General features: G+C 39.2%; 20 protein-coding genes and 1 tRNA gene. 14 read left to right on the top strand and 7 right to left on the bottom strand.

What is annotated here, in order from left to right:
* Positions 1-74 precede the first annotated feature (74 nt).
* Together A6E03_RS17025 and A6E03_RS17020 are read left to right on the top strand one after the other, a co-directional pair.
* A tRNA-Trp gene (locus A6E03_RS17025) sits at positions 75-151 on the top strand.
* Positions 152-394: 243 nt separating this feature from the next.
* On the top strand, positions 395-1,315 hold the full coding sequence (locus A6E03_RS17020; RefSeq protein WP_065593213.1) for a manganese-dependent inorganic pyrophosphatase: 921 nt from the start codon (positions 395-397) through the stop codon (positions 1,313-1,315).
* Positions 1,316-1,372: 57 nt separating this feature from the next.
* Here A6E03_RS17020 and A6E03_RS17015 read toward each other — a convergent pair whose 3' ends face one another.
* Both A6E03_RS17015 and A6E03_RS17010 read right to left on the bottom strand, forming a co-directional pair.
* Complete coding sequence (locus A6E03_RS17015) at positions 1,373-1,525, bottom strand: nonsense-mediated mRNA decay protein NMD3 family protein (RefSeq protein ID WP_065593212.1); 153 nt, start codon at positions 1,523-1,525, stop codon at positions 1,373-1,375.
* Positions 1,526-1,747: 222 nt separating this feature from the next.
* Positions 1,748-2,278 (bottom strand): DUF2062 domain-containing protein, encoded by a 531-nt coding sequence (locus A6E03_RS17010; RefSeq protein WP_065593211.1) that lies wholly within the window; start codon positions 2,276-2,278, stop codon positions 1,748-1,750.
* 6 nt (positions 2,279-2,284) lie between these two features.
* Between A6E03_RS17010 and A6E03_RS17005 the strand changes: the two genes are divergently transcribed.
* Genes A6E03_RS17005 through kdsB form a run of 5 tightly spaced genes read left to right on the top strand, consistent with a single transcriptional unit; the run spans position 2,285 to position 8,308 of the window.
* Positions 2,285-4,591 carry a DNA internalization-related competence protein ComEC/Rec2 gene (locus A6E03_RS17005; protein ID WP_083201873.1) on the top strand — a complete coding sequence of 769 codons (2,307 nt, stop codon included), beginning with the start codon at positions 2,285-2,287 and terminating at the stop codon, positions 4,589-4,591.
* A 34-nt stretch (positions 4,592-4,625) separates the two neighbouring features.
* Complete coding sequence (gene msbA, locus A6E03_RS17000; RefSeq protein WP_065601366.1) at positions 4,626-6,374, top strand: lipid A ABC transporter ATP-binding protein/permease MsbA; 1,749 nt, start codon at positions 4,626-4,628, stop codon at positions 6,372-6,374.
* Complete coding sequence (lpxK, locus tag A6E03_RS16995) at positions 6,374-7,381, top strand: tetraacyldisaccharide 4'-kinase (RefSeq protein WP_065601365.1); 1,008 nt, start codon at positions 6,374-6,376, stop codon at positions 7,379-7,381. The genes msbA and lpxK overlap by 1 nt, the downstream gene beginning before the upstream one ends.
* Positions 7,362-7,559, top strand: a complete 198-nt coding sequence (locus tag A6E03_RS16990) for a Trm112 family protein (RefSeq protein WP_065593208.1) — start codon at positions 7,362-7,364, stop codon at positions 7,557-7,559. Before lpxK ends, A6E03_RS16990 begins: the two co-directional genes overlap by 20 nt.
* Complete coding sequence (gene kdsB, locus A6E03_RS16985; RefSeq protein WP_065601364.1) at positions 7,541-8,308, top strand: 3-deoxy-manno-octulosonate cytidylyltransferase; 768 nt, start codon at positions 7,541-7,543, stop codon at positions 8,306-8,308. The genes A6E03_RS16990 and kdsB overlap by 19 nt, the downstream gene beginning before the upstream one ends.
* A gap of 108 nt (positions 8,309-8,416) precedes the next feature.
* On the opposite strand, the gene elyC is transcribed toward kdsB, so the two are convergent.
* A complete protein-coding gene (gene elyC / locus A6E03_RS16980) occupies positions 8,417-9,280 on the bottom strand; it encodes an envelope biogenesis factor ElyC (protein WP_065601363.1) in 864 nt (287 codons plus the stop codon).
* Between the two features lie 135 nt (positions 9,281-9,415).
* Between elyC and cmoM the strand changes: the two genes are divergently transcribed.
* From cmoM to A6E03_RS16950, 6 genes are all read left to right on the top strand, one after another.
* Positions 9,416-10,195 (top strand): tRNA uridine 5-oxyacetic acid(34) methyltransferase CmoM, encoded by a 780-nt coding sequence (cmoM, locus tag A6E03_RS16975; protein WP_065601362.1) that lies wholly within the window; start codon positions 9,416-9,418, stop codon positions 10,193-10,195.
* 25 nt (positions 10,196-10,220) lie between these two features.
* Positions 10,221-11,558, top strand: a complete 1,338-nt coding sequence (gene mukF / locus A6E03_RS16970; protein WP_065601361.1) for a chromosome partition protein MukF — start codon at positions 10,221-10,223, stop codon at positions 11,556-11,558.
* Positions 11,539-12,282, top strand: a complete 744-nt coding sequence (mukE, locus tag A6E03_RS16965; protein ID WP_065593203.1) for a chromosome partition protein MukE — start codon at positions 11,539-11,541, stop codon at positions 12,280-12,282. Before mukF ends, mukE begins: the two co-directional genes overlap by 20 nt.
* Positions 12,279-16,751 carry a chromosome partition protein MukB gene (gene mukB / locus A6E03_RS16960; RefSeq protein WP_065601360.1) on the top strand — a complete coding sequence of 1,491 codons (4,473 nt, stop codon included), beginning with the start codon at positions 12,279-12,281 and terminating at the stop codon, positions 16,749-16,751. The genes mukE and mukB overlap by 4 nt, the downstream gene beginning before the upstream one ends.
* Before the next feature lie 133 nt (positions 16,752-16,884).
* A complete protein-coding gene (locus A6E03_RS16955) occupies positions 16,885-17,217 on the top strand; it encodes a hypothetical protein (RefSeq protein WP_065601359.1) in 333 nt (110 codons plus the stop codon).
* On the top strand, positions 17,214-17,831 hold the full coding sequence (locus A6E03_RS16950; protein WP_065601358.1) for a DNA-J related domain-containing protein: 618 nt from the start codon (positions 17,214-17,216) through the stop codon (positions 17,829-17,831). The genes A6E03_RS16955 and A6E03_RS16950 overlap by 4 nt, the downstream gene beginning before the upstream one ends.
* Here the strand turns inward: A6E03_RS16950 and A6E03_RS16945 are convergent.
* The 4 genes from A6E03_RS16945 to A6E03_RS16930 all read right to left on the bottom strand — a co-directional run bounded on the left by A6E03_RS16945 (position 17,820) and on the right by A6E03_RS16930 (position 22,848).
* On the bottom strand, positions 17,820-19,175 hold the full coding sequence (locus tag A6E03_RS16945; RefSeq protein WP_065593199.1) for a HAMP domain-containing sensor histidine kinase: 1,356 nt from the start codon (positions 19,173-19,175) through the stop codon (positions 17,820-17,822). The genes A6E03_RS16950 and A6E03_RS16945 overlap by 12 nt on opposite strands.
* Positions 19,153-19,833 (bottom strand): response regulator transcription factor, encoded by a 681-nt coding sequence (locus A6E03_RS16940; RefSeq protein ID WP_065593198.1) that lies wholly within the window; start codon positions 19,831-19,833, stop codon positions 19,153-19,155. Before A6E03_RS16940 ends, A6E03_RS16945 begins: the two co-directional genes overlap by 23 nt.
* 212 nt (positions 19,834-20,045) lie before the next feature.
* On the bottom strand, positions 20,046-21,509 hold the full coding sequence (gene nagE, locus A6E03_RS16935; RefSeq protein WP_065593197.1) for an N-acetylglucosamine-specific PTS transporter subunit IIBC: 1,464 nt from the start codon (positions 21,507-21,509) through the stop codon (positions 20,046-20,048).
* A 157-nt stretch (positions 21,510-21,666) separates the two neighbouring features.
* Entirely contained in the window at positions 21,667-22,848 is a 1,182-nt protein-coding gene (locus tag A6E03_RS16930; protein ID WP_083201872.1) for an NnrS family protein, read from the bottom strand.
* Between the two features lie 223 nt (positions 22,849-23,071).
* Between A6E03_RS16930 and A6E03_RS16925 the strand changes: the two genes are divergently transcribed.
* Positions 23,072-23,926 carry an alpha/beta fold hydrolase gene (locus tag A6E03_RS16925; protein WP_065593196.1) on the top strand — a complete coding sequence of 285 codons (855 nt, stop codon included), beginning with the start codon at positions 23,072-23,074 and terminating at the stop codon, positions 23,924-23,926.

The following is a 23,926-nucleotide window of genomic DNA, read 5'->3' as shown; positions in this document are numbered from 1 at the left end:
CATCGCCAGGCTTTAAATTATTTTTACTTTTCTAAAAGTAAAATAAGACAAAGTTAAGTCATTAAAATAACTACAGGGGTGTAGCTCCAACTGGCAGAGCAGCGGATTCCAAATCCGCGTGTTGGGAGTTCGAATCTCTCCACCCCTGCCATATTTAGGCGAAAGCCAACGAAAAAGCCCATACCGAAAGGTATGGGCTTTTTGCCAACTGTAGTTTGGGAAAAAGCCGCGGATTCCTCCACCATAAGAACTCGCGTGTTGGGAGTTCGGATCTCTTAACCACTACTATAATTACCTATTTATATGGTAGATAGTTTAAGTTCTATTAATACTTTCTGTTTTCAAATCGTCTTAATTTGTTAGAATAGCGCCATATTTAAAGGAGAGTAATACAATGTCAATGTATGTAGTGGGCCATAAAATCCCAGATTCAGATTCAATTTGTGGTGCAATCGCACTTGCTTACTTAAAAAATCAAATCGGCGAAGCTGCTATCCCAGCTCGTCTAGGTGAACTTTCTCCTGAAACAGCATTTATCCTTGATAAGTTTGGTTTAGAGTCTCCAGAGTTTAAAACTAGCTATGCTGGTGAAGAAGTTTATATTGTTGACCATTCAGAGTTAACTCAGGCACCAGATGATATTGCAGAAGCTACAATTGTAGGTATTGTTGACCATCATAAATTAGGTGACTTAACTACATCTACACCTCTAGAGTGTTGGATCCGTCCAGTTGGTTGTAGTAATACAATCATTAAGATGATGTACGATTTTTACAATGTTGAGATTCCAAAAAACATTGCTGGCATTATGCTTTGTGCGATTTTAAGTGATACGGTAATTTTCAAATCACCAACATGTACAACTGCTGATATTAAATGTGTTGAAGCATTAGCAGAGATTGCTGGTATTGAAGATTTTAAAGCATTAGGCATGGAAATGTTTAAAGTGAAATCAGCGGTTGAAGGTACACCTGTACGTGATCTTGTTATGCGTGATTTTAAAGACTTTAATATGAACGGTGAGCTTGTTGGCATTGGTCAACTTGAAGTGATCGATCTTTCTGTATTTGATGAGATAAAAGCAGACTTAGAAGCAGATATTGCAGTAATGAAAGTTGAAGGCAATCGCCACACAATGATCTTACTTTTAACCGATATCATGAAAGAAGGTTCAGAGTTATTAGTTGTAAGTGATAATGATGAACTTACTGCTAAAGCTTATGGTAAAGCAACTGAAAATGGTCGAGTTTGGCTTGATGGCGTTCTTAGCCGTAAGAAACAAGTTGTTCCTCAGCTGCAAGCAATATTTGCTTAATTAAAAGTATCGTTATTAAAAAAAGCCCGTACTAATGTATGGGCTTTTTTATATGTCTTAGATAGCAGCTTCACTCTGAGGTTCTTTGACTACAAGCCACACTCCATCTTTTTTTATTATTCCACAATTTGAGCAGATTACAGTATGTTCATTGTCTGATATGAGTAATTCATCTGAAAGACAGTCAGGACATTCAGTTAGTTCATTCATGTCGATTTCCTTAACAAGCTATAAATTTAATGATTCATTTATTATTAGTATTATATGCATCTAAAATAATTGAAAAGTGAAAGAAGAACCGTTCAATTAATGAGATAAACATGAATATATCACATTAAAGTCATTATATTGCTTGTGTGGATATGAAGTTTTGTGAACTGACAGCAAAGATCTGCTGTCAGTAATAGAAATGTGATGGGTGAAGAGGGTAAGTTAACTTTTTCTAGATAGCTTTGATCTTAATGTACGTTTTTTCCAGCTTCGAACAACTGAATATCGCCAAAGTCCGCGAATGCTAAAATAACCAATAAGAGCAGAAAGAACGGCGCAAATAGCGCAACCAAGAAGAAATGGGGGACCAATCGTCGACATTTGTGAGCCAATGAATTCCCATGATAATTCAAAGTGGAAATGCTGGGCGGGTGTTGATAATACCCAAGCCCCAATCTTGTAGGCGCCATAAAATAAAACAGGCATAGTGACAGGGTTACTAACCCATACTAATGCAATAGATAATGGAAGGTTGACACTACACAAAATGGCTAACCCAGCAGCCATAATCATTTGACTAGGAAGAGGGACGAAAGCCATAAATAAACCGACAGCAAACGCGCCAGCTGCAGAACGGCGGTTCAAACACCATAAGTTTGGGTTATATAATACATTGCCGAATACTTTTAATGCTTTTTGGCGCTTAATGGTTTCGTGGTTTGGTAAAAAACGTTTAATGAATTTTCTTGGCATGAGTTAATGCTTCTTTTTAATGACATACGAATTAAAATCGTAGTCGTAATTCTTATTCTTTTGTCGTCAGCTTATTGGCCGACAAACTTGCCCTTGTTTGCATTTTTACTGTGTGCTTTTAGTTACTTAGTGTCACTAAAGTTTTCCCAAGCTAAATTAATACAAGGCATCCTGCTGGGACTAATCATCACATCCTCACACATAACTTACTATAAAGAGGTAAACAAACTGCTTTATGGTCAGGGGCATGATATTACCATCAAAGGTGAAATTCAAAGTCTAATTGCATTTAAAGAAAGAACATCTTCAATTTTAGTCCATGTTCGTCATATTAACACTTATCCAGTTAAGTTTTATCAATCGCCTTTATTAAGGCTTTCAATTCGAGATTTTAAAAAATCTTTAGAAAAAGAAATCCCCGAAGCTCTTTTCAAACAAGGTGAATTATGGGAATTTACTGTCAAACTGAGACCTCCGATAGGTCGACATAATGAAGTCGGCTATAAACTTGAAGATTACGCTCTAGCCAAAGGGATCCACTCATACGGTAAAATTACTAGTGCAGTATTAATTGATAGTACAGCCTCAATTCGAAGTCTGTGGTTTATGGATACCTATAAACACACGATGAATAAAGAATTTCAATCATTACTTTTAGCGCTAACCTTTGGTTATAAAGGTGAAATAGACACTTATGAATGGCGAGTGTTAAGAAATTCAGGTTTAGCTCATTTAATGGCGATATCGGGTCTTCATATTGGTTTTGTTTTTGCTATAGGTTGGTGGTTAGGTAAGATAGCTAGAAGTTTTTTGCCTTGCAGAAGTACCGTTTGGTTGCCTGTCCTTATTGGTTGTTTACTCGCTACTTTTTATGCATGGCTTGCGGATTTTTCCTTACCCACAATTAGAGCATTGATTGGCTGTCTTTTAGTCTCATTAGTTTTGATTCTTCGTTGGAAGTGGCCTAAGCATTTATTATTTTTATGGTGCTTATTGTTATGTCTTGTTATTAATCCCTTTTCAGCCTTATCTATGAGCTTTTGGCTTTCGTTTAGTGCTGTATCTGTGGTTCTTTTATCATTGTATTTTTATCAACGATTCTTTACCAATAAATCTCGTCCATTTATGGAGAAACTGCGTCAGGTGGTTTTCATTCAATGTGGGCTCTTTGTGTTATTAGCACCGATACAAGCTTACTTTTTTTCTGGTGTCAGTTTTTTATCACCAATAATTAATTTACTCTCTGTTCCTTGGGTTAGCTTGCTCACGGTTCCTTTAAGCTTACTTGCGGTTCTCTCTGGACAGGTAAATTATTCTATTTCTGAACTATCTTGGGGTTTAGCTAATTGGTCATTAACTCCAATATGGTGGTTGGCAGAAAAAGCTGAGCATTCATGGTTTGTATTGTCTCATCAAACGAATCGCATTTTTCTTATCATCATTGGTTTGATTAGTGCCAGAATCATCTTTCCTGTGAAATATTTCTTTCAACCTTTTATATTGTTATTACTGTGTTCAGTTTTGATTAAACCTGAGAAAAAATGGCAAGTTGATTTTTTGGATGTCGGTCATGGCTTATCAGTACTATTATCAAACCAAGGGCATACCGTCGTTTATGATACAGGTATGAAATGGAGTAATGGCAGTATTGCTGAAAGCGTCATTGAACCCATTTTATATTCTCGTGGGGTGAAGTCGATTAATGGTTTGATTATCAGTCATTCAGATAATGATCATTCTGGTGGAAAAGCATATTTAACAGATGCATTCACTCCGGAATGGATTAGAACGAGTGAGATAAGGGTAAACAATAAATATTGTATTAAAGGTGAACAGTGGCGAGAAGGCGATATGTTATTCACCGCGATCTGGCCTCCCAAAAGCGCTAAGCGAGCTTATAATCCTCATTCATGTGTAGTTAAAATTAAGATTGAACAATGGACTTTTTTATTAACTGGCGATATTGATGCTATTTCAGAAATGTTGATATTAAATCAAAATGATTTTGATGATGTGGATGTTTTTCTAGTCCCTCATCATGGTTCAAATAGTTCCTCAACAATGCGTTGGGCTGAAGAAATGAAAGGTAAGGTTGCTGTAGTGTCTACCGGGAGATTTACCCCTTGGAACTTACCAAGTAAAGCAATCAAAGATCGATATGAAGAAAAAGGAATAAAATGGTTAGATACTGCTCAATTAGGGCAGATCAATATTACAAGTGATCAAGATAATTTAGTGATTAAAGGTTATTCACTGCTCAATCACAATGTCTGGTATAGAAAGCTATTTGGCGATAATCTAAATTCAGAGTAGAATAAAGGTAATTGTATATGAAGAATAAGTACTTATGACTATTGAAAAAGACGAATCTACATGGGTAACATTTAAACGCTTATGGCCATTAATCTCTCTCTATAAAGCTGGACTGTGGGTCGCGATTGTTGCTCTGGTTATTAATGCCTTAAGTGATACCTATATGATTTCGCTATTGAAACCATTATTAGATGAAGGTTTTGGTAGTGCAGACTCAGACTTTTTAAAGAAAATGCCATTTATCATTTTAGCAATGATGTTTATTCGTGGTCTTAGTGGGTTTATCTCTGGCTATTGCATGAGTTGGGTCGCGAGCAACGTAGTAATGCGAATTCGCCGTCAAATATTCAATCATTTTATGCATATGCCAGTTAGCTATTTCGATCAAGAATCTACAGGTCGCTTACTCTCTCGTATTACCTATGATTCAGAACAAGTTGCCTCTGCAACCAGTAAAGCGTTAGTTAATATTGTGCGTGAATCGGCAAGTATTATTGGTTTACTTGGTCTTATGTTTTGGAACAGCTGGCAGTTATCTTTAGTGCTTATTGTTGTTGCTCCTGTAGTCGCTTTTGCTATTAGCTTTGTTTCTAAGCGTTTTAGAAAGATAAGTAAGAGCATGCAAACAGCAATGGGTTCATTAACAGCAACCTCTGAACAAATGCTGAAAGGCCATAAAGTGGTACTTAGTTACGGTGGTCAAAAGGTTGAATCTGAGCGTTTTGATAACATCAGTAACCACATGCGTCAACAAGGAATGAAAATGGTGGTAGCTCAAGGTTTAGCTAACCCTATCATTCAAATGATCGCGTCTTTGGCACTAGTTACGGTATTATTTTTAGCAAGCGTAGACTCAATTAAAGAAACATTAACTCCTGGTACATTTACCGTTGTATTTTCTGCGATGTTTGGTTTACTTCGTCCATTGAAATCGTTAACAGGCGTAACGTCTGATTTCCAACGCGGTATGGCTGCGTGTCAAACTTTATTCGAATTAATGGATATGGATAAAGAAAAAGACGATGGTGTAATTACTAAAGAAAAAGTTAGTGGTGAGATTAACGTTGAAAACGTGACATTTACTTACCCAACGGCAGAAGGTCCTGCATTACGAAATATCAGTTTTGATATTCCAAGCGGAAAAACGGTTGCATTAGTTGGTCGTTCTGGTTCAGGTAAAAGTACTATTGCTAATCTATTTACTCGTTTCTATGATGTTGACTCGGGCACAATATCATTAGATGGCGATAAAGTTGAAGATTATAAACTTCCTAATCTTCGTAAACATTTTGCGTTAGTCTCTCAAAACGTGCATTTATTTAATGACACGGTAGCAAATAATATTTCTTATGCTTCAGAGGGTAAGTTTACTCGTGAAGAGATAGAAAAAGCGGCTGAACTTGCTTATGCCTCTGACTTTATTAATAAAATGGAGCAAGGCTTTGACACCATGATTGGTGAAAACGGCGCAAGTCTATCGGGTGGTCAACGTCAACGTATCGCTATTGCTCGTGCTCTGTTGCAGAACGCATCGGTATTAATTCTTGATGAAGCAACGTCTGCATTAGATACGGAATCAGAAAAAGCGATTCAATCAGCATTGGATGAGCTGCAAAAAGACAAAACTGTATTAGTTATTGCACACCGTTTATCAACAATCGAAAGTGCAGATCAGATCCTTGTCATTGATGAAGGTGAAGTGGTTGAGCGTGGAACACATGCTGAACTAATTGCACATGATGGTGCTTATGCACAGTTACACCGCATTCAGTTTGGTGATTAATGGTTGAGAAAATTTGGTTTGATACCCATATTTTAGGAAAGCTTTTGTGGCCAGTGTTATGGCCCCTAAGTTGCTTATTTAAATGGTTGGCTTCAAAACGAAAAGCGGATTATCAATCTGGTAAGAAATCGAGTTATCGAGCATCTGTTCCTGTTGTCGTTGTGGGAAATATAACAGCGGGAGGGAATGGAAAAACCCCTGTTGTTGTATGGCTAGTTGAACAACTTCAACTACAAGGTTACAGAGTAGGGGTTGCTTCTCGTGGTTATGGTGGTAAAGCTCCGTATTATCCTTTTTTACTTACCGAAACAACGACACCTGATATTTCTGGCGATGAACCTGTATTGATAAAGCAGCGCACCAAAGCGGATGTAGCTGTCGCCCCTGTTCGTAGCGATGCAGTGAAAATGCTTGAAGCACAAGGTGTTGATATTATTATTACGGATGATGGTCTGCAACACTATGCATTACAGCGAGATATTGAATTCATTATTATTGACGGTAAGCGTCGTTTTGGTAATGGGGAATACATCCCATTAGGGCCATTAAGGGAGGGGATTGATCGTTTATTAACGGTAGATTTCTTAATTTGTAATGGAGATCAGCCAAAAGAGAACGAAATTTCAATGAAGCTTGAGCCTAGTGATGCGATTAACCTCGTGACAGGTGAAAAGCGCGTAATTTCTTCATTATCTAACTTGGTTGCGTTTGCTGGTATTGGTCATCCCCCACGCTTTTTTGACACGTTAAAATCATTAAATGCAGATGTGGTTCACACTCAAGGATTTGGTGATCATAAAGCGTTTGAACCGACAGAAATTAAAAATTTAATGCAGTATGGCGAGCAATTAATTATGACAGAGAAAGACGCAGTTAAGTGTCAGTCCTTTGCTCAATCGTCATGGTGGTATTTACCTGTTGATGCCAAATTCCCAGAAGAAAAAGCACAACAAATATTAGATAAAATTATAGAGGTAAAAGAACAATATGGATTATCGTCTTCTTGAAATCGTTGCTTGTCCTGTGTGTAATGGAAAATTGAACTACGATAAAGATAAGCAAGAGCTGATCTGTAAAATTGATCGTCTGGCATATCCTATCAAAGAAGGTATTCCAGTAATGATTGAGCCTGAAGCCCGCCGTATGACAATGGAAGAGGTAGAGCTATGTCGTTCACAGTCATAATTCCCGCTCGTTACCAATCAACACGTTTACCAGGTAAGCCATTGGCTGATATTTGTGGTAAACCTATGATCCAATGGGTTTATGAGCAAGCATCAAAGGCAGGGGCAGACCGCGTTATTATTGCAACCGATGACCCCCGTATTGAAGCGGTAGTTAAAAGCTTTGGTGGCGACGTATGTATGACCTCACCCGATCACGAGTCTGGCACAGAGCGTCTTGCAGAAGTGATTGAAAAGTGTGGCATTACAGCAGATGAAATCGTTGTAAATGTACAAGGGGACGAACCACTTATTCCACCGAGTATTATTCAACAAGTCGCACAAAACCTATCAGATTCGATGGCACCAATGGCAACATTGGCTGTTACCATTGATGAAGAAGATGACGTATTTAACCCTAATGCAGTGAAAGTCGTTACCGATGCAGAAGGGTATGCGTTGTACTTTAGTCGTGCTGCAATCCCCTGGGACCGTGATGCTTTTGCAAAAGGAGAGGCATTAACGGCGAATCCATTACTGCGTCATATCGGCATTTATGCGTACCGTGCTGGATTTATTAATACGTACATTAATTGGCAGCCAAGTGTACTTGAAAAAATTGAATGTTTAGAGCAATTACGAGTACTTTGGTATGGTGAAAAAATTCATGTAGCAGTGGCAAAAGAAGCCCCTGCAGCAGGCGTTGATACACCAGAAGACTTAAAAAAAGTGAGATCTATCATTTTAAGTAATGCTCATTCGGATAAGTGATTGTAATTATCCTAAATAAGTAAAAATGATCAAATACTTATCGATACGTACAAAAAAGCACGAATCTAATTTTGGTTCGTGCTTTTTTATATGAATAGTTTAAAGCTGCTATTTGTCTTTCGGTAATGGTAGAGATTCTGTTATATCATCTACTTTATCCATAACGTCTTCAAACTCAATTTTGTTTGTTTCTTGTGCTTGCTCTTCTCTTGCCATTAAAAGATCTTTGAGATCCATAAACCAGCGACCCATTTGCTCATACCAAAATCGTTCAGACTGTTCTAAATACTTCGCTTTTGGTGCATATTTTTCCCACGGTTGTTTAATTTGTGAGTGCGCTAAGTAATTTGTTGGTGCAGGCGTTGGTGCTAAGCCTAAATTGTGGAACTCTTTCATTGCTCTTGGCATGTGACTAGCTGAAGTCACAAGAACTAAATTACCGTTACCGACTGAATTAAGGGTTTGAATCGCCTCTTCGTGAGTATCACGAGCATTTTCAAGTAAAAGAATGTCTGACTTATTTACACCAAGAGAAAGGGCTACACGGGCCATCATACGAGCATGGCTTACCGTTGTTCCGCCGCTGTAACCTGATAAGATTAATTTCGCCCCAGGATACATACGGTAGATACGGATCCCTTCTGTTAACCTCATAACAGCTGCACGAGATAATTCTGAAATGGGAGAAATTTCATCATCAACAACATGACCATTCCCTAAAACTAAAACATATTCAACAGGCACATCAGGTGCGATGAATGAGGGGTACATGCGCTCAGTTGTTGTTAATAATGGGGCAGTGATTGGCTGAAAAGACAGCATGAAAATCCCCACAAGAGACAATGTTAGTAAAAAAGAGGCAAATCCTTTCCTTTTTGAAAACCATAAAATGAATAGACCGATAAACCCAATTAGGAGTAATCCTGGTAAGGGCATCAGCATTGATGATACAAACTTCTTTAACTCAAACATATTTTTTGACTATTACCGCTGATATAGAATGAAAAACCACCACTTGAGAGCAAAAAACAGCGTCATGCTGTTACTTCCTTGAGCTCTTATGCGACAATGCTTGTTTCCAATAGATAATATCATAACTTAACCACTGTGAATAAAGACCGTAATTTCGACGACATCGCCCACAAATTTGCAAAGAACATTTATGGTTCGGACAAAGGCGAAATCCGTCAAACTATTGTATGGCAAGATATAATGACTATCTTAGCTGATATTAAAGCAAATTCTGCGCCACTTTCTATTTTAGATGCCGGCGGAGGAATTGGTCAGGTATCTCAACAAATAGCCAAACTAGAACACTTGGTGACATTATGTGATATTTCTTCAGAAATGTTGAAGTTAGCGAAAGAATCAGTTCAAGACAATGGTTTATTGGCTCAATATCGATTTATTCACTCCGCTGTACAAGAAATTGAACAGCATAAAGTAGGCAAGGTTGATATTCTACTCTTTCATGCTGTCATGGAATGGTTAGAAGATCCCAAAACAGCCTTAGATATTCTATTGCAGCAAGTAAAACCTGGTGGTTATGCCTCGATTATGTTTTATAATCACCACGGTTTAGTATTGAAAAATGTGATTTGTGGCAACATTCCTCATGTTTTAGATGGCATGCCACATAGAAAACGGTTTAAGTTACAACCACAAAAAGGCTTAATGCCAAATGATGTCTATCAGTGGATTGAAGACGCTGGTTATGAAATTAAAGGAAAATCGGGTATTCGTTCATTTCATGATTACATTGGTAATATGGAATACATGGGGGACTACCAAATCGAAGACGTGCTGAAGCTAGAAGAGCAGTTATGCCGTCAAGAGCCTTATCTCTCTCTTGGTCGTTATATTCACGTATGGGCGAAGAGAAAATAATAATGATGTACACAAAGGATACACAATGAGTGAGTTTTCTAATGCTGTTACAGACCAAACGGTTGATGAACTGGTTGGCTGGGTAAAGCAGCACGATTTCTCATTGAACTTGCCGACCGAGCGTTTGGCATTTTTGTTGGCCATTGCTGTTCTCAGTAATGAAAGATTTGATGATGAGCTGGGTGAAGGTGAACTTCACGATGCGTTTGGTATCATCAGTGGTTTATTTGGTCAATCCAATGACACCATTGCTTTTCGTGCGAACAATGCAATCAATGAATTAGTAAAACAACGTTTAATTAGCCGTTTTAGTGGTGAAAGCACCGATGGAATGAACATCTATCGTCTTACACCATTAGCTATTGGCATTACGGATTACTACGTGCGCCACCGTCAATTCTCTAAATTGAAGCTTTCTATTCAGTTGGCGATGGTTGCAGAAGAAATCCAAAAGGCATCGCAAGCGGCTGAAAAAGGTGGTGAAGCGAAACACTGGCGTAAAAACGTATTTGGCGTTCTGAAATATTCTGTTGGAGAGATCTTTGATCGTATTGACCTAAACCAACGAGTTATGGATGAACAACAACAATCAGTCAAAGAAGAAATTGCAGAGCTGCTAAACCAAAACTGGCGTGAAGCAATTTCTAGCTGTGAAAAGCTGCTTGATGAAACTTCTGGCAACCTGCGTGAATTACAAGATTCATTGCAAGCGGCGGGCGATCAACTTCAAACTGAATTACTTAATATTCAAGAAATTGTTTATGGTAATGAAGAGTTAGAGTTCATTGATGCCTTGTTATACGCATTGCAAATGAAACTTGACCGCATTGTAAGTTGGGGACAACAAGCGATTGATTTATGGATTGGCTACGACAGACACGTACATAAATTTATTCGTACCGCGATTGATATGGATAAAAACCGTGCGTTCAGTCAACGTTTACGTGATTCAGTTAAAGGCTATTTTGATGCGCCTTGGCTACTAACGTATGCCGATACAGAACGATTACGAGATATGCGTGATGAAGCTCTTATGCTACGTGATGACGAAGTCACCGGTATTGTTCCAGATGAAATGGAATATGAAGAATTAAGTGTAATCACAGATATCTTAGCAGAACAAGTGAGTGAAATGCTTCAACGTCATAAAGCGACGGGTGAAGCGATTGAATTAGGTACAATGCTTAAAAATTACCTAACGACTTATCCTCATTCCCAGCACTTTGATCTTGCCCGTATCGTGGTAGATCAAGCCGTGCGTCTCGGTTATTCAGAAGCCGATTTCCAAGCCGTTCAACCTGATTGGCAGTCTATTAACGAATTCGGTGCGAAGGTACAAGCAAATGTCATTGACAAATATTGAAGAATTTATGCCTGAGAAATTAGCAAAAGCAATTGCTAATCCATTATTCCCAGCATTAGACAGTTTATTGCGTTCTGGCCGCCATATTGCCAGCGAAGATTTAGATAATCATGCATTGTTACGTGAATTTGAACATGAGTTAGGTATGTTCTACCAACGCTATCATGCTGAATTAGTTAAAGCGCCAGAAGGGTTCTTCTACTTACGTCCGCGTTCTACCTCTTTCATTGCACGCAGTGTATTGGCCGAGATAGACATGTTGGTTGGTAAAGTATTGTGTTTCTTATACCTAAGCCCTGAGCGTTTGGCGCATGAAGGTATCTTTACTAATCAAGAGTTATTTGATGAGTTACTTGTATTAGCTGATGAACAAAAGCTAATGAAATTAGTGACTAATCGAGCATCTGGCTCAGATTTAGATAAAGAAAAACTGTTTGATAAAGTTCGTACTTCACTGCGCCGTTTAAAGCGCTTAGGTATGATCATTCAAGTTGGCGAACAAGGTAAATTCCGTATCAGTGAAGCGGTATTCCGTTTTGGTGCTGATGTTCGCTCTAATGATGATATGAAAGAAGCGCAACTACGCTTGATCCGCGATGGTGAAGCGGTTGTTATTCATAATGAAGAATCGAGCCAATCAAGTTTTGACCTTGATGACGACGTAAAGTTAGACGATATGCCAGCTGAAGAGCAGCATGAATTAGAATTGGAAGGTGATGCATGAGTATGATTGAACGTGGTAAATATCAATCACTCACCATGGTTAACTGGAACGGCTTTTTTGCGCGTACCTTTGATATTGATAATCTAGTAACGACACTTTCTGGTGGTAACGGTGCCGGTAAATCGACCACGATGGCCGCGTTTATCACAACACTAATTCCAGACCAATCGCTACTGCATTTCCGTAATACAACCGAAGCGGGTAGCTCGCAAGCGTCTCGTGATAAAGGGTTACACGGTAAATTAAAGCCGGGTGCCTGTTATGCGGCATTAGACGTTGTAAATTCACGTAATCAACGCGTTCTTTTTGCGGTTAAATTACAGCAGGTTGCTGGCCGTGATAAGAAAGTAGACATTAAACCGTTCATTATTGTTGGTCTTCCAAGTCATGTGAAACCAACCGAGTTAATGATCGAGGCTGTCTCTGATAATCAAGCGCGCGTACGCCAAATTCATGAAGTAAAAGACCTTGTTGCAGAATACGAAGGTGTTCAGTTCAAAGCGTTTAATTCGGTGACTGATTATCACGCACAAATGTTTGATTACGGCGTTCTGCCTAAGAAGCTTCGTAATACGAGTGATCGTTCTAAGTTCTATCGTTTACTTGAAGCGTCTTTATACGGCGGTATCTCAAGTGCAATCACGCGTTCCCTACGTGATTATCTACTGCCTCAGAATGGTGGTGTGAAAAAAGCGTTCCAAGACATGGAAGCGGCATTGCGTGAAAATCGCATGACGCTAGAAGCGATCAAAACAACACAGACTGATCGTGACTTATTTAAGCATTTAATCACCGAATCAACCAACTATGTTGCTTCAGATTATATGCGTCATGCAAATGATCGCCGTAAGAAAGTAGAGCAGACATTAACGCACCGTGTTGAGTTAATGAATGCACAAAGCAGTTTAGTGGGTCTATCTTCTGTATTAAATAACATGCAAGGTGAATTAGAGCTACTGACTGATTCAGAATCTGGTCTTGAGCAAGATTATCAAGCTGCATCTGATCATCTTCAATTAGTGCAAACAGCCGTTCGCCAACAAGAGAAGATTGAACGCTACTCTGAAGATCTAGAAGAGCTAACAGAGCGTCTAGAAGAACAAGTTATGGTAGTGGAAGAAGCCGCTGAACAACTTGCGATGTCAGAAGAGCAAGCACAATTAACTGAAGAAGAAGTTGATAGCCTTAAAACACAGCTTGCTGATTACCAACAAGCGTTGGATATGCAGCAAACGCGTGCGCTTCAATACCAACAAGCGGTTAAAGCGCTTGAGAAAGCACAACAGCTAACAACGAATAATGATTTAACGCAAAACAATGCAGTAGATCTTCAATCAGAGTTAAAAGCAAAAGAAGAGCGTCAAACAACCGCACTTCTTGCGATTAAACATAAGTTGGACCTTTCTTCTGCAGCCGTTCAACAATTTGAACGTGGCTTAGCATTAGTTACCTCAATTGCAGGTCATGTTGAGCGCAGCGAAGCGTCAGATAAAGCCAAAGCGTTAATTGAACAAGCTCGCCAGTTCAGCAATATTGCAGAGCGTGCAGAGCAGCTTAAAGCACAGTACAAAGATTTAGAGCGTGCCGTTCGTTTGCAACGTCAAGCTCAAGAATTAGCGGCTGAATACGCAAAACGCTTTAACATCACGGTTGATTCTGAAATCGTTCTTGAAGAAGAACAAGCTCGTCATGAAGAGATGCTTGAGACGGCTCAAGAACAACAAGAAAACATTATAGATAAACGCTCAGAGCTGAAACGCCAAGAACAGCAACTTCGTTCTGAAACACAGCGTTTAGAATCGATTGCACCCAAGTGGATTGCAGCGAACGATGCATTAAACAAACTTAATGACCAATGTGGTGTTGAGTTAGAAGATAGCCACATGGTTATCAGCCAAATGCAAGAAACGCTAGAAAATGAGCGCATGCTTTCAACCAATAAAGATCGTCTTTCTGCTCGTAAAGAAGAGTTAGATGGTGAAATTGAACGCTTAGCTGCCCCTGGTGGTAGTGGTGATGCTCGTCTTAAAGGTCTTGCTGATACATTAGGTGGCGTACTGCTTTCTGAAATTTATGACGATATCACACTAAGTGATGCGCCGTATTTCAGCTCGCTTTACGGTCCTGCTCGTCATGCTATCGTTGTCTCTGATTTATCGGGCATTAAAGAAAAACTGGTTGATCTTGATGATTGTCCAGATGACCTTTATATCATTGAAGGCGATATTGATGCGTTTGATGACAGTGTATTTGATGCTGATGAAATGGAGAATGCCGTTTGTGTTCATCTAAATGATCGCCAGATGCGTTACTCTCGTTTCCCTGAACTGCCATTGTTTGGTCGCGCGGCTCGTGAACAACGTTTAGACACATTACGTGAAGAGCGTGAAATCGCCGTTGAAGAACACGCAAAAGCAGCGTTTGATTCACAAAAACTTCAACGTCTATACCAAAGCTTTAATGGTTTTGTATCAACGCACCTAGTAGTCGCGTTTGATGCGGATCCAGAAGTTGAATTGAAAAAAGCACGTGAGCAATTATCACAAGCAAGCCGTCAATTAAACGAACTCGTTGCGGCAGAGCAACAACATAAATCTCAAATGATTGCTTCAAAAGAAGCATTGTCTCAGCTTTCTAAGATCGTACCACACATCAATGTTCTTGAAGATGAAACCATCTCTGAGCGCTTTGAAGAGATCAATCTTCAAGTTGAACAAGTATCAGAAGCCGAAAGTTTCTTACGTCAAAATGGCAAATCGATTGCTGAGTTAGAAAGCTTGCAACGTGCTCTAGAAGTGGATCCTGAGCAGTTTGATGCATTAAAAGCAGAGCATGAGCAAATTGATGCCCAGCTACAAAGCATTAAGGCTCAACTGTTTGCTATTTCTGATTTAGTAGAGCGTCGTCATCACTTCGGTTATGAGGATGCAGTGGCATTGCTTAATAAGAGCAGTGAACTAAACGAACAACTTAAAGCGAAATTAGTACAAGCAGAACAAGCGCGTACTAAAGCAAAAGAGAAGCAAAAACAATCTCAAGCACAAGCAAACCAATACAACCAAGTAATGGCGTCGCTTAAGAGTTCACATCAAGCGAAGCAAGAAACGGTTCAAGAGTTTAAACGTGAATTACAAGAGTTTGGTGTTCATGCGGATCACAGTGCACTAGAGCGTGCTGAAGTTCGTAAAGGCGAATTAAACGAGCGTCTACACAGTTCTCGCGGCCGTAAGAGTGAGCTAGAAAAAGGCATCACATCAAACGAGCTTGAGATTAAAGGTTTAGTTAAGCAATCTCGTAAAGTTGAAAAACTGTACAAAGAGCTACGTACTTTTGTGGTTAACGCAAAAGCAGGTTGGTGTTCAGTGCTACGTTTAGCTCGTGAAAATGATGTTGAGCGTCGTCTACATAAACGTGAATTAGCCTACTTAAGTGCAGAAGAATTGCGTTCAATGTCGGATAAATCATTGGGAGCACTTCGTTTAGCGGTTGCAGATAATGAAGATCTACGTGATTCATTACGAGCATCGGAAGACACAAGTAAGCCAGAGCGTAAGGTACTATTCTACATTGCGGTTTATCAGCATCTTCGTGAGCGTATTCGCCAAGATATCATTCATACGGATGATCCAGTTGAAGCAATTGAAGAGATGGAAACAGAGCTTGGTCGTCTGACTGAAGAACTAACCTCTCGTGAAAATCGCTTAGCATTAAGCTCTGAAAGTGTTGCGAGTATTATTCGTAAAACGATTCAGCGTGAGCAAAACCGCATTCGCATGCTAAACCAAGGCTTATCTCAAATTGGTTTTGGTCAAGTTAAGGGGGTTCGTCTAAACGTAGGTATCCGTGAAACACACGCGATGCTACTTGCTGGTCTGTCTGAGCATCAAGCTCAGCATCAAGACTTGTTTGGTAACCCACGCTTTACGTTCTCAGAAGCAATTGCGAAACTGTTCCAACGTATCAACCCACACATCGATGTTGGTCAACGTTCACCGCAAACATTGGGTGAAGAGTTACTGGATTACCGTAACTACCTAGAGTTGAATATTGAAGTAAACCGTGGTGCTGATGGTTGGTTACAAGCAGAGTCGGGCGCATTATCAACAGGTGAGGCGATTGGTACGGGTCAAGCGATCCTATTGATGGTTATACAAAGTTGGGAAGATGAATCTCGTCGTCTTCGCAGTAAAGATATAGTGCCTTGTCGTTTATTGTTCTTGGATGAAGCAGCACGTCTAGATGGCAAATCTATCGCGACGTTATTTGAATTGTGTGACCGTCTGGATATGCAATTATTAATCGCGGCACCAGAGAACATCAGCCCAGAGAAAGGTACGACGTATAAACTGGTTCGTAAGATCTTCAAAGATCGTGAGCACGTTCATGTGGTGGGTTTGAAAGGCTTCGGGCAAGAAACACCAGCAAGCCGAACTCAACAAACGTTAGAAGAAGCAGAGATTGCTGAATAGTGAATTAAGTTTGTAAATAAAATGGCAGTCAGAAATGGCTGCCATTTTTTATGATTATACTTAAGTCACTATGAGTACTAGAATGTATAGTTATAACGGTTAGTTATTTAAATAAAATAGAGGATTATTATCAATGTGGCGAACAATTATTGTATTTTTAGCGTATTGGATAATGGCTGCTCATTTTTTACGAGAAGGGAATCTGATGGTCGTTTCTGTGCTTGTTGCATTGCCTTTTACTCTGTTTTTTAATAAAGAATTTGTATTTAGAATGCTACAAGCAGGCCTTATTATTGGGGTCTTTTCGGTGTGGCTTCCTACTATTTACCACATAGCTGAATACCGTTTAGCAACAGAACAACCGTGGATAAGAATGTCGATTATCATGAGTTCAGTGATCCTATTTAATTTATTTTGCGCTTGGAATCTTAATTCGTTAATTAAACGATTAGAGCAAAAAAAGTGACGGATAATCGGTTAGAAAAAGCAGATGGACAGTTTGAAAACCCGTTAGTGTGGCCTCTGTTTGAAGTGCTACAAGAAACAGACCGAGAATGGAGAGTTCATACACTATCTTCTCATTTGATCGAAAAAGGCTTATTAACACAGCTTGATGAAAGCCCAGATAAAGATCTGTTTAAGCGTAATTTTTTAATCATGAATGCACTTTATCAGTTGCAAACAGAGTTGTATCCAGAGCAATGGTTGCAAGTCGAAGCCATGAGCATACAGTTATTTTCTGTGGCGAAAACAGCTGGTTCAACACAGGCTATTGATACCACACATCCACTGCGAGAATATTATGTAGAGTGGACAAATTACCAAGTAGAAGAAGATGAAGTTAAGCGTTTATTGAACGATTTTTGGAGTAACTACCGTCGTTATTTAGGAGGATCTAGTACTATCTCTTCAATGGATCGCATTCAGGCATTAAAGTTGTTTGGTTTGTCAGAAAGCGCGACTGCAAAAGAGATCCGTAAACAATGGCGTAAATTGGCTATGCAGCATCACCCAGATAGAGAGTCGGGTAATGCTGATAAGTTTAGAACAATGTGCGAAGCATGGAATTTACTGCGTTAAATACTTGTTGTTTACTGTTTCCTCAAATAATAACCGTGCCCGTAAACCGGGATAGTTATCACTTAAACTGATTTTACCGTTGTGTATTTTCATGACGGTTTTTACCAGAGCAAGGCCTAATCCAAAGCCATGTTCTGTTCGGCTAGGATCTAAACGTACCAATTGATCTAACGCCCGTTCTCTATCTTCAGGCTTGATCCCAATGCCATTATCCGCGACTACAACACCAAAGCAATCAACAATGACTTCGATTACCCCTCCTTCATGAGTGTATTTAATCGCATTATCGATAATATTAAATACCGCACGAAAAAGCAGGCTTGGATTGGCGTACAGTGGGCAGGGCATCTCTATGGTTAAATATAATTTCTGTTGTTTATCTAAAGCCGTAGGCTCTGCAAATTCGATAGCATCTTGGACTATTTTACTCAGCTCACAATGTTGCTTATTAACAGGGGTTCCGCCATCTTCTAAATGGTATAACTCCATCATGCCATTAAAGGTATCAAGCAAAAGAGAGAAATCAGATTGTATGTTTTCTAATTTATCCTGATGATGATCGGTGACTGTATTATCATATAAAAGGTCTTCAATGCGTAACTTAATGCGTCCCATCGGGGTTCTTAAGTCGTGAGCAATATCTACGGTTAATGATTTAAGTTTTGCTTCACTTTGTTCCATTTGCTCAAGCATATTGTTTAAGTGAAGTGCCAATAAATCAAACTCATTCATATCAGGCCCCACTTTTAAACGTACATTTCGCTCACCAAGCATGACTCGGTTCATGGTTTGATTCACGAGGTTTAAACGTTTAAGAATATATACAGCGATTAGAATTGCAATCAAACATAATGCAATAAAAGGGAAAAACGTCCCCCAGATCACGGATGAATCTAACTGGTTTTTAAAATGTAAGTATCGTTCTTGGTCAATACCTATGGTTAATTCGGAACCGTCAGGAAGCTCAATTTTTGTCGCTCTCATTTCAGGAAGGTTATTTTGAGCTTGATATTGCTTTATTTGGGCAATGACAGGATATGTGGTGGCCGAAGTGCCTGTTGGGGTGGGATACGCATGATTAACCAGTTGGTAAATGTATCTGCTATTATCCGTGTTATTGATATTTTGTTGAAGTGCTTCTATTCCGTCTGTTTTAGCGATGGTTTGAAGTTGCGATGTTTCTGCTTGTAGCCATTCATCTAGATTTTTATTATATAAATTAACAGAGGTTGAATACAGTTGGTACAGTAATAATGCCATCATTGAAAACAAGCCGATAGCGAACCAGATCAGTAATTTTAGAATAGAGGAACGATAAAGTTCATCGCGTTTGTCTAATAACATAACCCGCCCCACGTACTGTTTCGATGAAATCGATAGCCCCGCCTTGTTCTAATTTTTTGCGTAACTTTGCGATATGAACATCAATGACATTGGTTTTTGGATCAAAATGATAATCCCATGCGGCTTCAAATAAGCGCATACGAGAAACGACCTCATCAACATGTTCTACAAGAAAACGCAGTAAAATGAATTCTTTGTTCTGTAATACGATAGGGGCGTTATTTATCGTTACTTTCTGAGAGCGTAAATTGATGGTTAGATTATTTATATTTATCTCGTTTAATGTGTTTTCGATAGGACGGTTACGGCGCAAGATAATATTAATACGAGCTAATAATTCCGCTAAAGCAAAAGGTTTCGTTAAATAATCATCGCTACCCGCAGTTAGTCCTTGAACACGTTGTTCTACACTATCAAGGGCACTTAAGATTAATACCGGTGTTTGGTTATCTGTCGCTCTAATGGCAGATAAAATCTTTAAACCATCAAGGTTAGGCAGCATGCGATCTAATACAATTAACTGATATTCACAGCTAATTGCCATCATTAAGCCTTCTTTACCATCACCGGAACTATCGACAATAAAGCCTTCTTGCTCTAATGCTTTCGCAATAAAATCACGGGTGGTTTGATCGTCTTCTATAACCAATATTTTCATAAATGCATCTCAAATTTTGATTGGTGTAGTGTAACAAGAAAAGGGGTGGGATTAGATAACTAGTTTTGGAAATAGTGAAAATAGGAATACATCATAAAGAGTCTTAAAGGGGGAAGAATTAAGACTCTTGAGTTGTACTCCATAACATCTGGTACGAATATTATGGTGCTTATACCAATTTAACTAAATGTGGTTCGTATTTAATTATATTGCTATTCGACTTTTAAAATCACTTTCATTTCAGCAGCAACTTTATCTACTTTTCCTAAACCGATGATAACTTGTAAGCCACCTTTACCCATTGGAACAACACCTGCTGCACCAATTGATTTCAGTTTATCTTTATCAGCAAGACCAGAGTCTTTTACTGTTAAACGTAGGCGAGTAATACAGTTATCTACTTCTAGAATATTGTCTGCCCCACCAATGGCTTCAATGTAGGCATTGGTTACATCTGTAATGTTCTCTTCTACAGAGTCATCTTTATTCATGTCTTCACCACGACCTGGAGTTAGGAAGTTAAACTTCTTAATCGCGAATCTAAAGATTGTGTAGTAAAGAACAAAGAATACAAGGCCTTGTGGGATCAGCATGTACCATTTAACCGCTAATGGGTTTTGGCTTGAAAGTACAAAATCGACTAAACCTGCAGAGAAACCAAAACCAGCCATCCATTCCATGCTTGCAGCGATGAATAGAGATAGACCCGTTAAGATTGCATGGATCAGGTATAACCACGGAGCAAGGAACATGAAGCTGAATTCCAGTGGTTCTGTGATACCAGTAAAGAATGACGCCATTGCAGCAGCAAGCATGATAGAGAATACCGCGGCTTTATTACGTTTTTCAGCACAGTGGTACATAGCAAGTGCAGCACCAGGAAGACCAAACATCATGATAGGGAAGAAGCCAGCTTGGTACATACCTGTTTGACCAGGAATACCAGTACCGTTAGCAATAGACTGTGCGCCACCTAAGAAGTTTGGAATATCGTTAATACCAACAACATCAAACCAGAAGACAGGATAAAGTGCATGGTGCATACCAACACTTAGCATTAAACGGTTAAAGAAACCGAACAGACCAGCACCTACTGCGCCCATCGATTGAAGTTGAGTACCGAAAGAGATTAGGGCATCAAAAATAGCAGGCCATACGTATAAAAGAATGAATGATAATGCCATACCAGCGATTGATGTCAGGATAGGAACAAGACGCTTGCCACTAAAGAAAGCAAGTGCTTTTGGTAGTTCAACCGTCGAGTATTTGTTGTAAATCTCAGCCGAAATAATACCAACAACAATACCAATAAACTGGTTATTGATTTTAGCGAAAGCGGCAGGAACTTGATCCAAAGGAATGTTTTCAAGCTGAGCCACAACCGCAGGAGAAAGAAGGGTAGTAACAACGGTAAATGAGATGAAACCTGCTAGTGCCGCCGAACCGTTTTTGTCTTTACTTAAACCAAACGCCACACCAATGGCAAATAGCATCGGCATCACATCAATGATAGCTCCGCCTGATTTAATTAAAAACGCAGCGAATACACTGTTGGCACCCCAACCAGTTGGATCCATCCAGTAACCAACACCCATTAATATCGCGGCAGCAGGAAGCGTAGCGACAGGAACCATCAGCGCTTTACCTACTTTTTGCATGTAACCTAATACATTCATATTGTATTCCTCAAAGTAAAAATAGTAATTATTTTTAAACTAAGAGAAGAATACAGAGGGGAAGATTAAGGAAAGGTTGTGTCAACATTAACTATTGTTAATGTTGACAGTAATATTAAGAATGTGTGAGTTGGATCTTGTTTATTCGTGCCGTAAATTAACCTGGATGACCATCAACACGTTTTTTGCATAGCATAGGGCCAAAATGCCAGACAAATAGACCAAATGCGAATGCCCAAAGTACAGCGGCAAGATTAATCATATCTATCATATATTCAGGGAACAAGATCACGCCGACAGAGCGAACTACTGCAGCAAGAATAATAGCTGAGAAAGCTGGCCACATAACCGGTCCTTTATAGATCTCTCTACCAGTATGACCCATAGTGACACGAGCAATCATCGCTAAAATAACGCCGCCTAATGCACCAATAGCAAACAAATGAATCGCGGTGTGTGAAATGAAAAAATCATTGGTAAGTCCACGAATTAATAAGCTAAGAGGAATGCATAAATACCCCGCATGAAGTGACCAAACTAACGGCTCACTGAGTGTTTTATGGCCTTTCCAGCGAGCCATACGAATTAATTGTGCAGTGCCGGCAATCACCATTAAATATGGGCTAATTTCAACTGAAGTAAGAGGGAAAAAGCTAAGAATAAACAGCATAGCAAGTGGGATATTACACAGTGCTTCCAACCATATGACAGGTTGTGCTTTTTCAAACTGAAAACGACGAGCAGTAAAAAATGGGATAACTCGAGCCCCCATTACTGAGATTAATAGCGTAAACCACCAAAGCATGGATTCCCAAACAGCGGCAGAGGTAAATGGCGGCATGCCTTTAATCGTAGCGTAACTGGCGAAATTCGCGGCAATTGCGACTAAAAATAGAGGAATGAAGAAGAAGTTACGAACGCCTTTCGTCTTAATGACTCGGAATCCAACTTCATACACGATAGCGAGCATGAATAAAGCTTCAATACTTGAAATGATCCAAAGTGGTGTTGGTGTCCAAAAAAGAACTCTTGGTAATACCCATAACAACACAATAAAACCGAGTCGTTTATCGGAGGTTCCTTTTACACCAGTCCAGTTTTGAACTGCGCTCAACACGAACCCTGCAACGATTGCCATTGAAAAGCCAAAGAGCATTTCGTGCACATGCCACCATAATGCAGGAACGGTTAGTTGACTAGGCTGGCCTGTTTGAAATGCCCATACCCATACAGTAATAGCAATAATTGCATAGATGCTGCCTAATAAAAAGAAAGGGCGAAAACCCAATCGTAGTACTGGAGGGATTTTTTCTTCAACAGCTTTATCAGTAATGTTCATGATGAATGATTCCAAAAATAGGGGTACAGAAGAAGTATAACGTAAAGAATAATTAATAACATGTATTTTTTATGCATGTTTAATTTCTGGTGGTTTTAGAACGTTTATAAATCCATATTTAACACGTCATTTGTGATCTAATTGTTAAAAAATAGAATGATTACTCGACAATTTAAAGGGTTGCGATAAGATAAATTAATAAAAAATAAATGGAAAATCAAAAATGAGTCAGAAAATTTATTTTGGAACAGAGAAAAAATTCAGCTTTAAACGCAGTGCATTGAATACTTTCACACGATTGCACTATATTTTAATTCCAAATCATGCAAAAAAAATGGGCCGTAAATTACTGCTGACTCCAGTAAGAACAAAACCAAAAAATGATGAACCAACTGGGCTAATAAAGAGTAAGTTGAAATCCTCAGAAGGAGAGCTTACTCTTTATCAATTAGGTAAAGGACCGGTATGGGTATTGGCGCATGGTTGGTCAGGCAATTCAAGTCAGTATTATCCACTGATGGAACACATTGCTTCTAACGGCTTTACGGCTGTTGCTTTTGATCACTCAGCTCATGGCCAAAGTGAAGGAAAGCATGCGCATTTGCCCGCTTTTATTGAAGGATTAAATGCGGTATTAGATGAGCAAGATGAAGTGGCGGGTGTCATATCCCATAGCATGGGAACCGCTGCGGTTTTAGAGTGTTGCCATATTAAATTAGAGCAAGCGCCATTACTTCTAATCGCACCCGTATTGAACTATACCGAAAATTTATTTCGCAGTATTGAGCGTTCAGGGTACTCAATTAAATTATTTCAAGCGATTGTGGGAGATATAGAAGAAAAGTATCAACGAAATATCGATAGTTTTAATCCATATCAACGACTACAACAAAGAACAACTCAAACGATAATTGTTCATGATAAAAAAGACAGATTCAGTAGTTTTGATCTTTCTAAGTCCGCATCTGAAAATATCAAGCATGTGACGTTATACCCAACAGAAAATCAAGGTCACGGACGAGTGATGGCAAGCAAAGAAGCAATGAAAGCTTTTGATGAGTTATGTGTCGGTAGATAG

Source organism: Aliivibrio sp. 1S128 (assembly GCF_001691065.1).
Classification (GTDB): Bacteria; Pseudomonadota; Gammaproteobacteria; order Enterobacterales; family Vibrionaceae; genus Aliivibrio.
The sequence above is the reverse complement of the archived record's forward strand: the minus strand, read 5'-3'. Positions and strand labels throughout refer to the sequence as shown.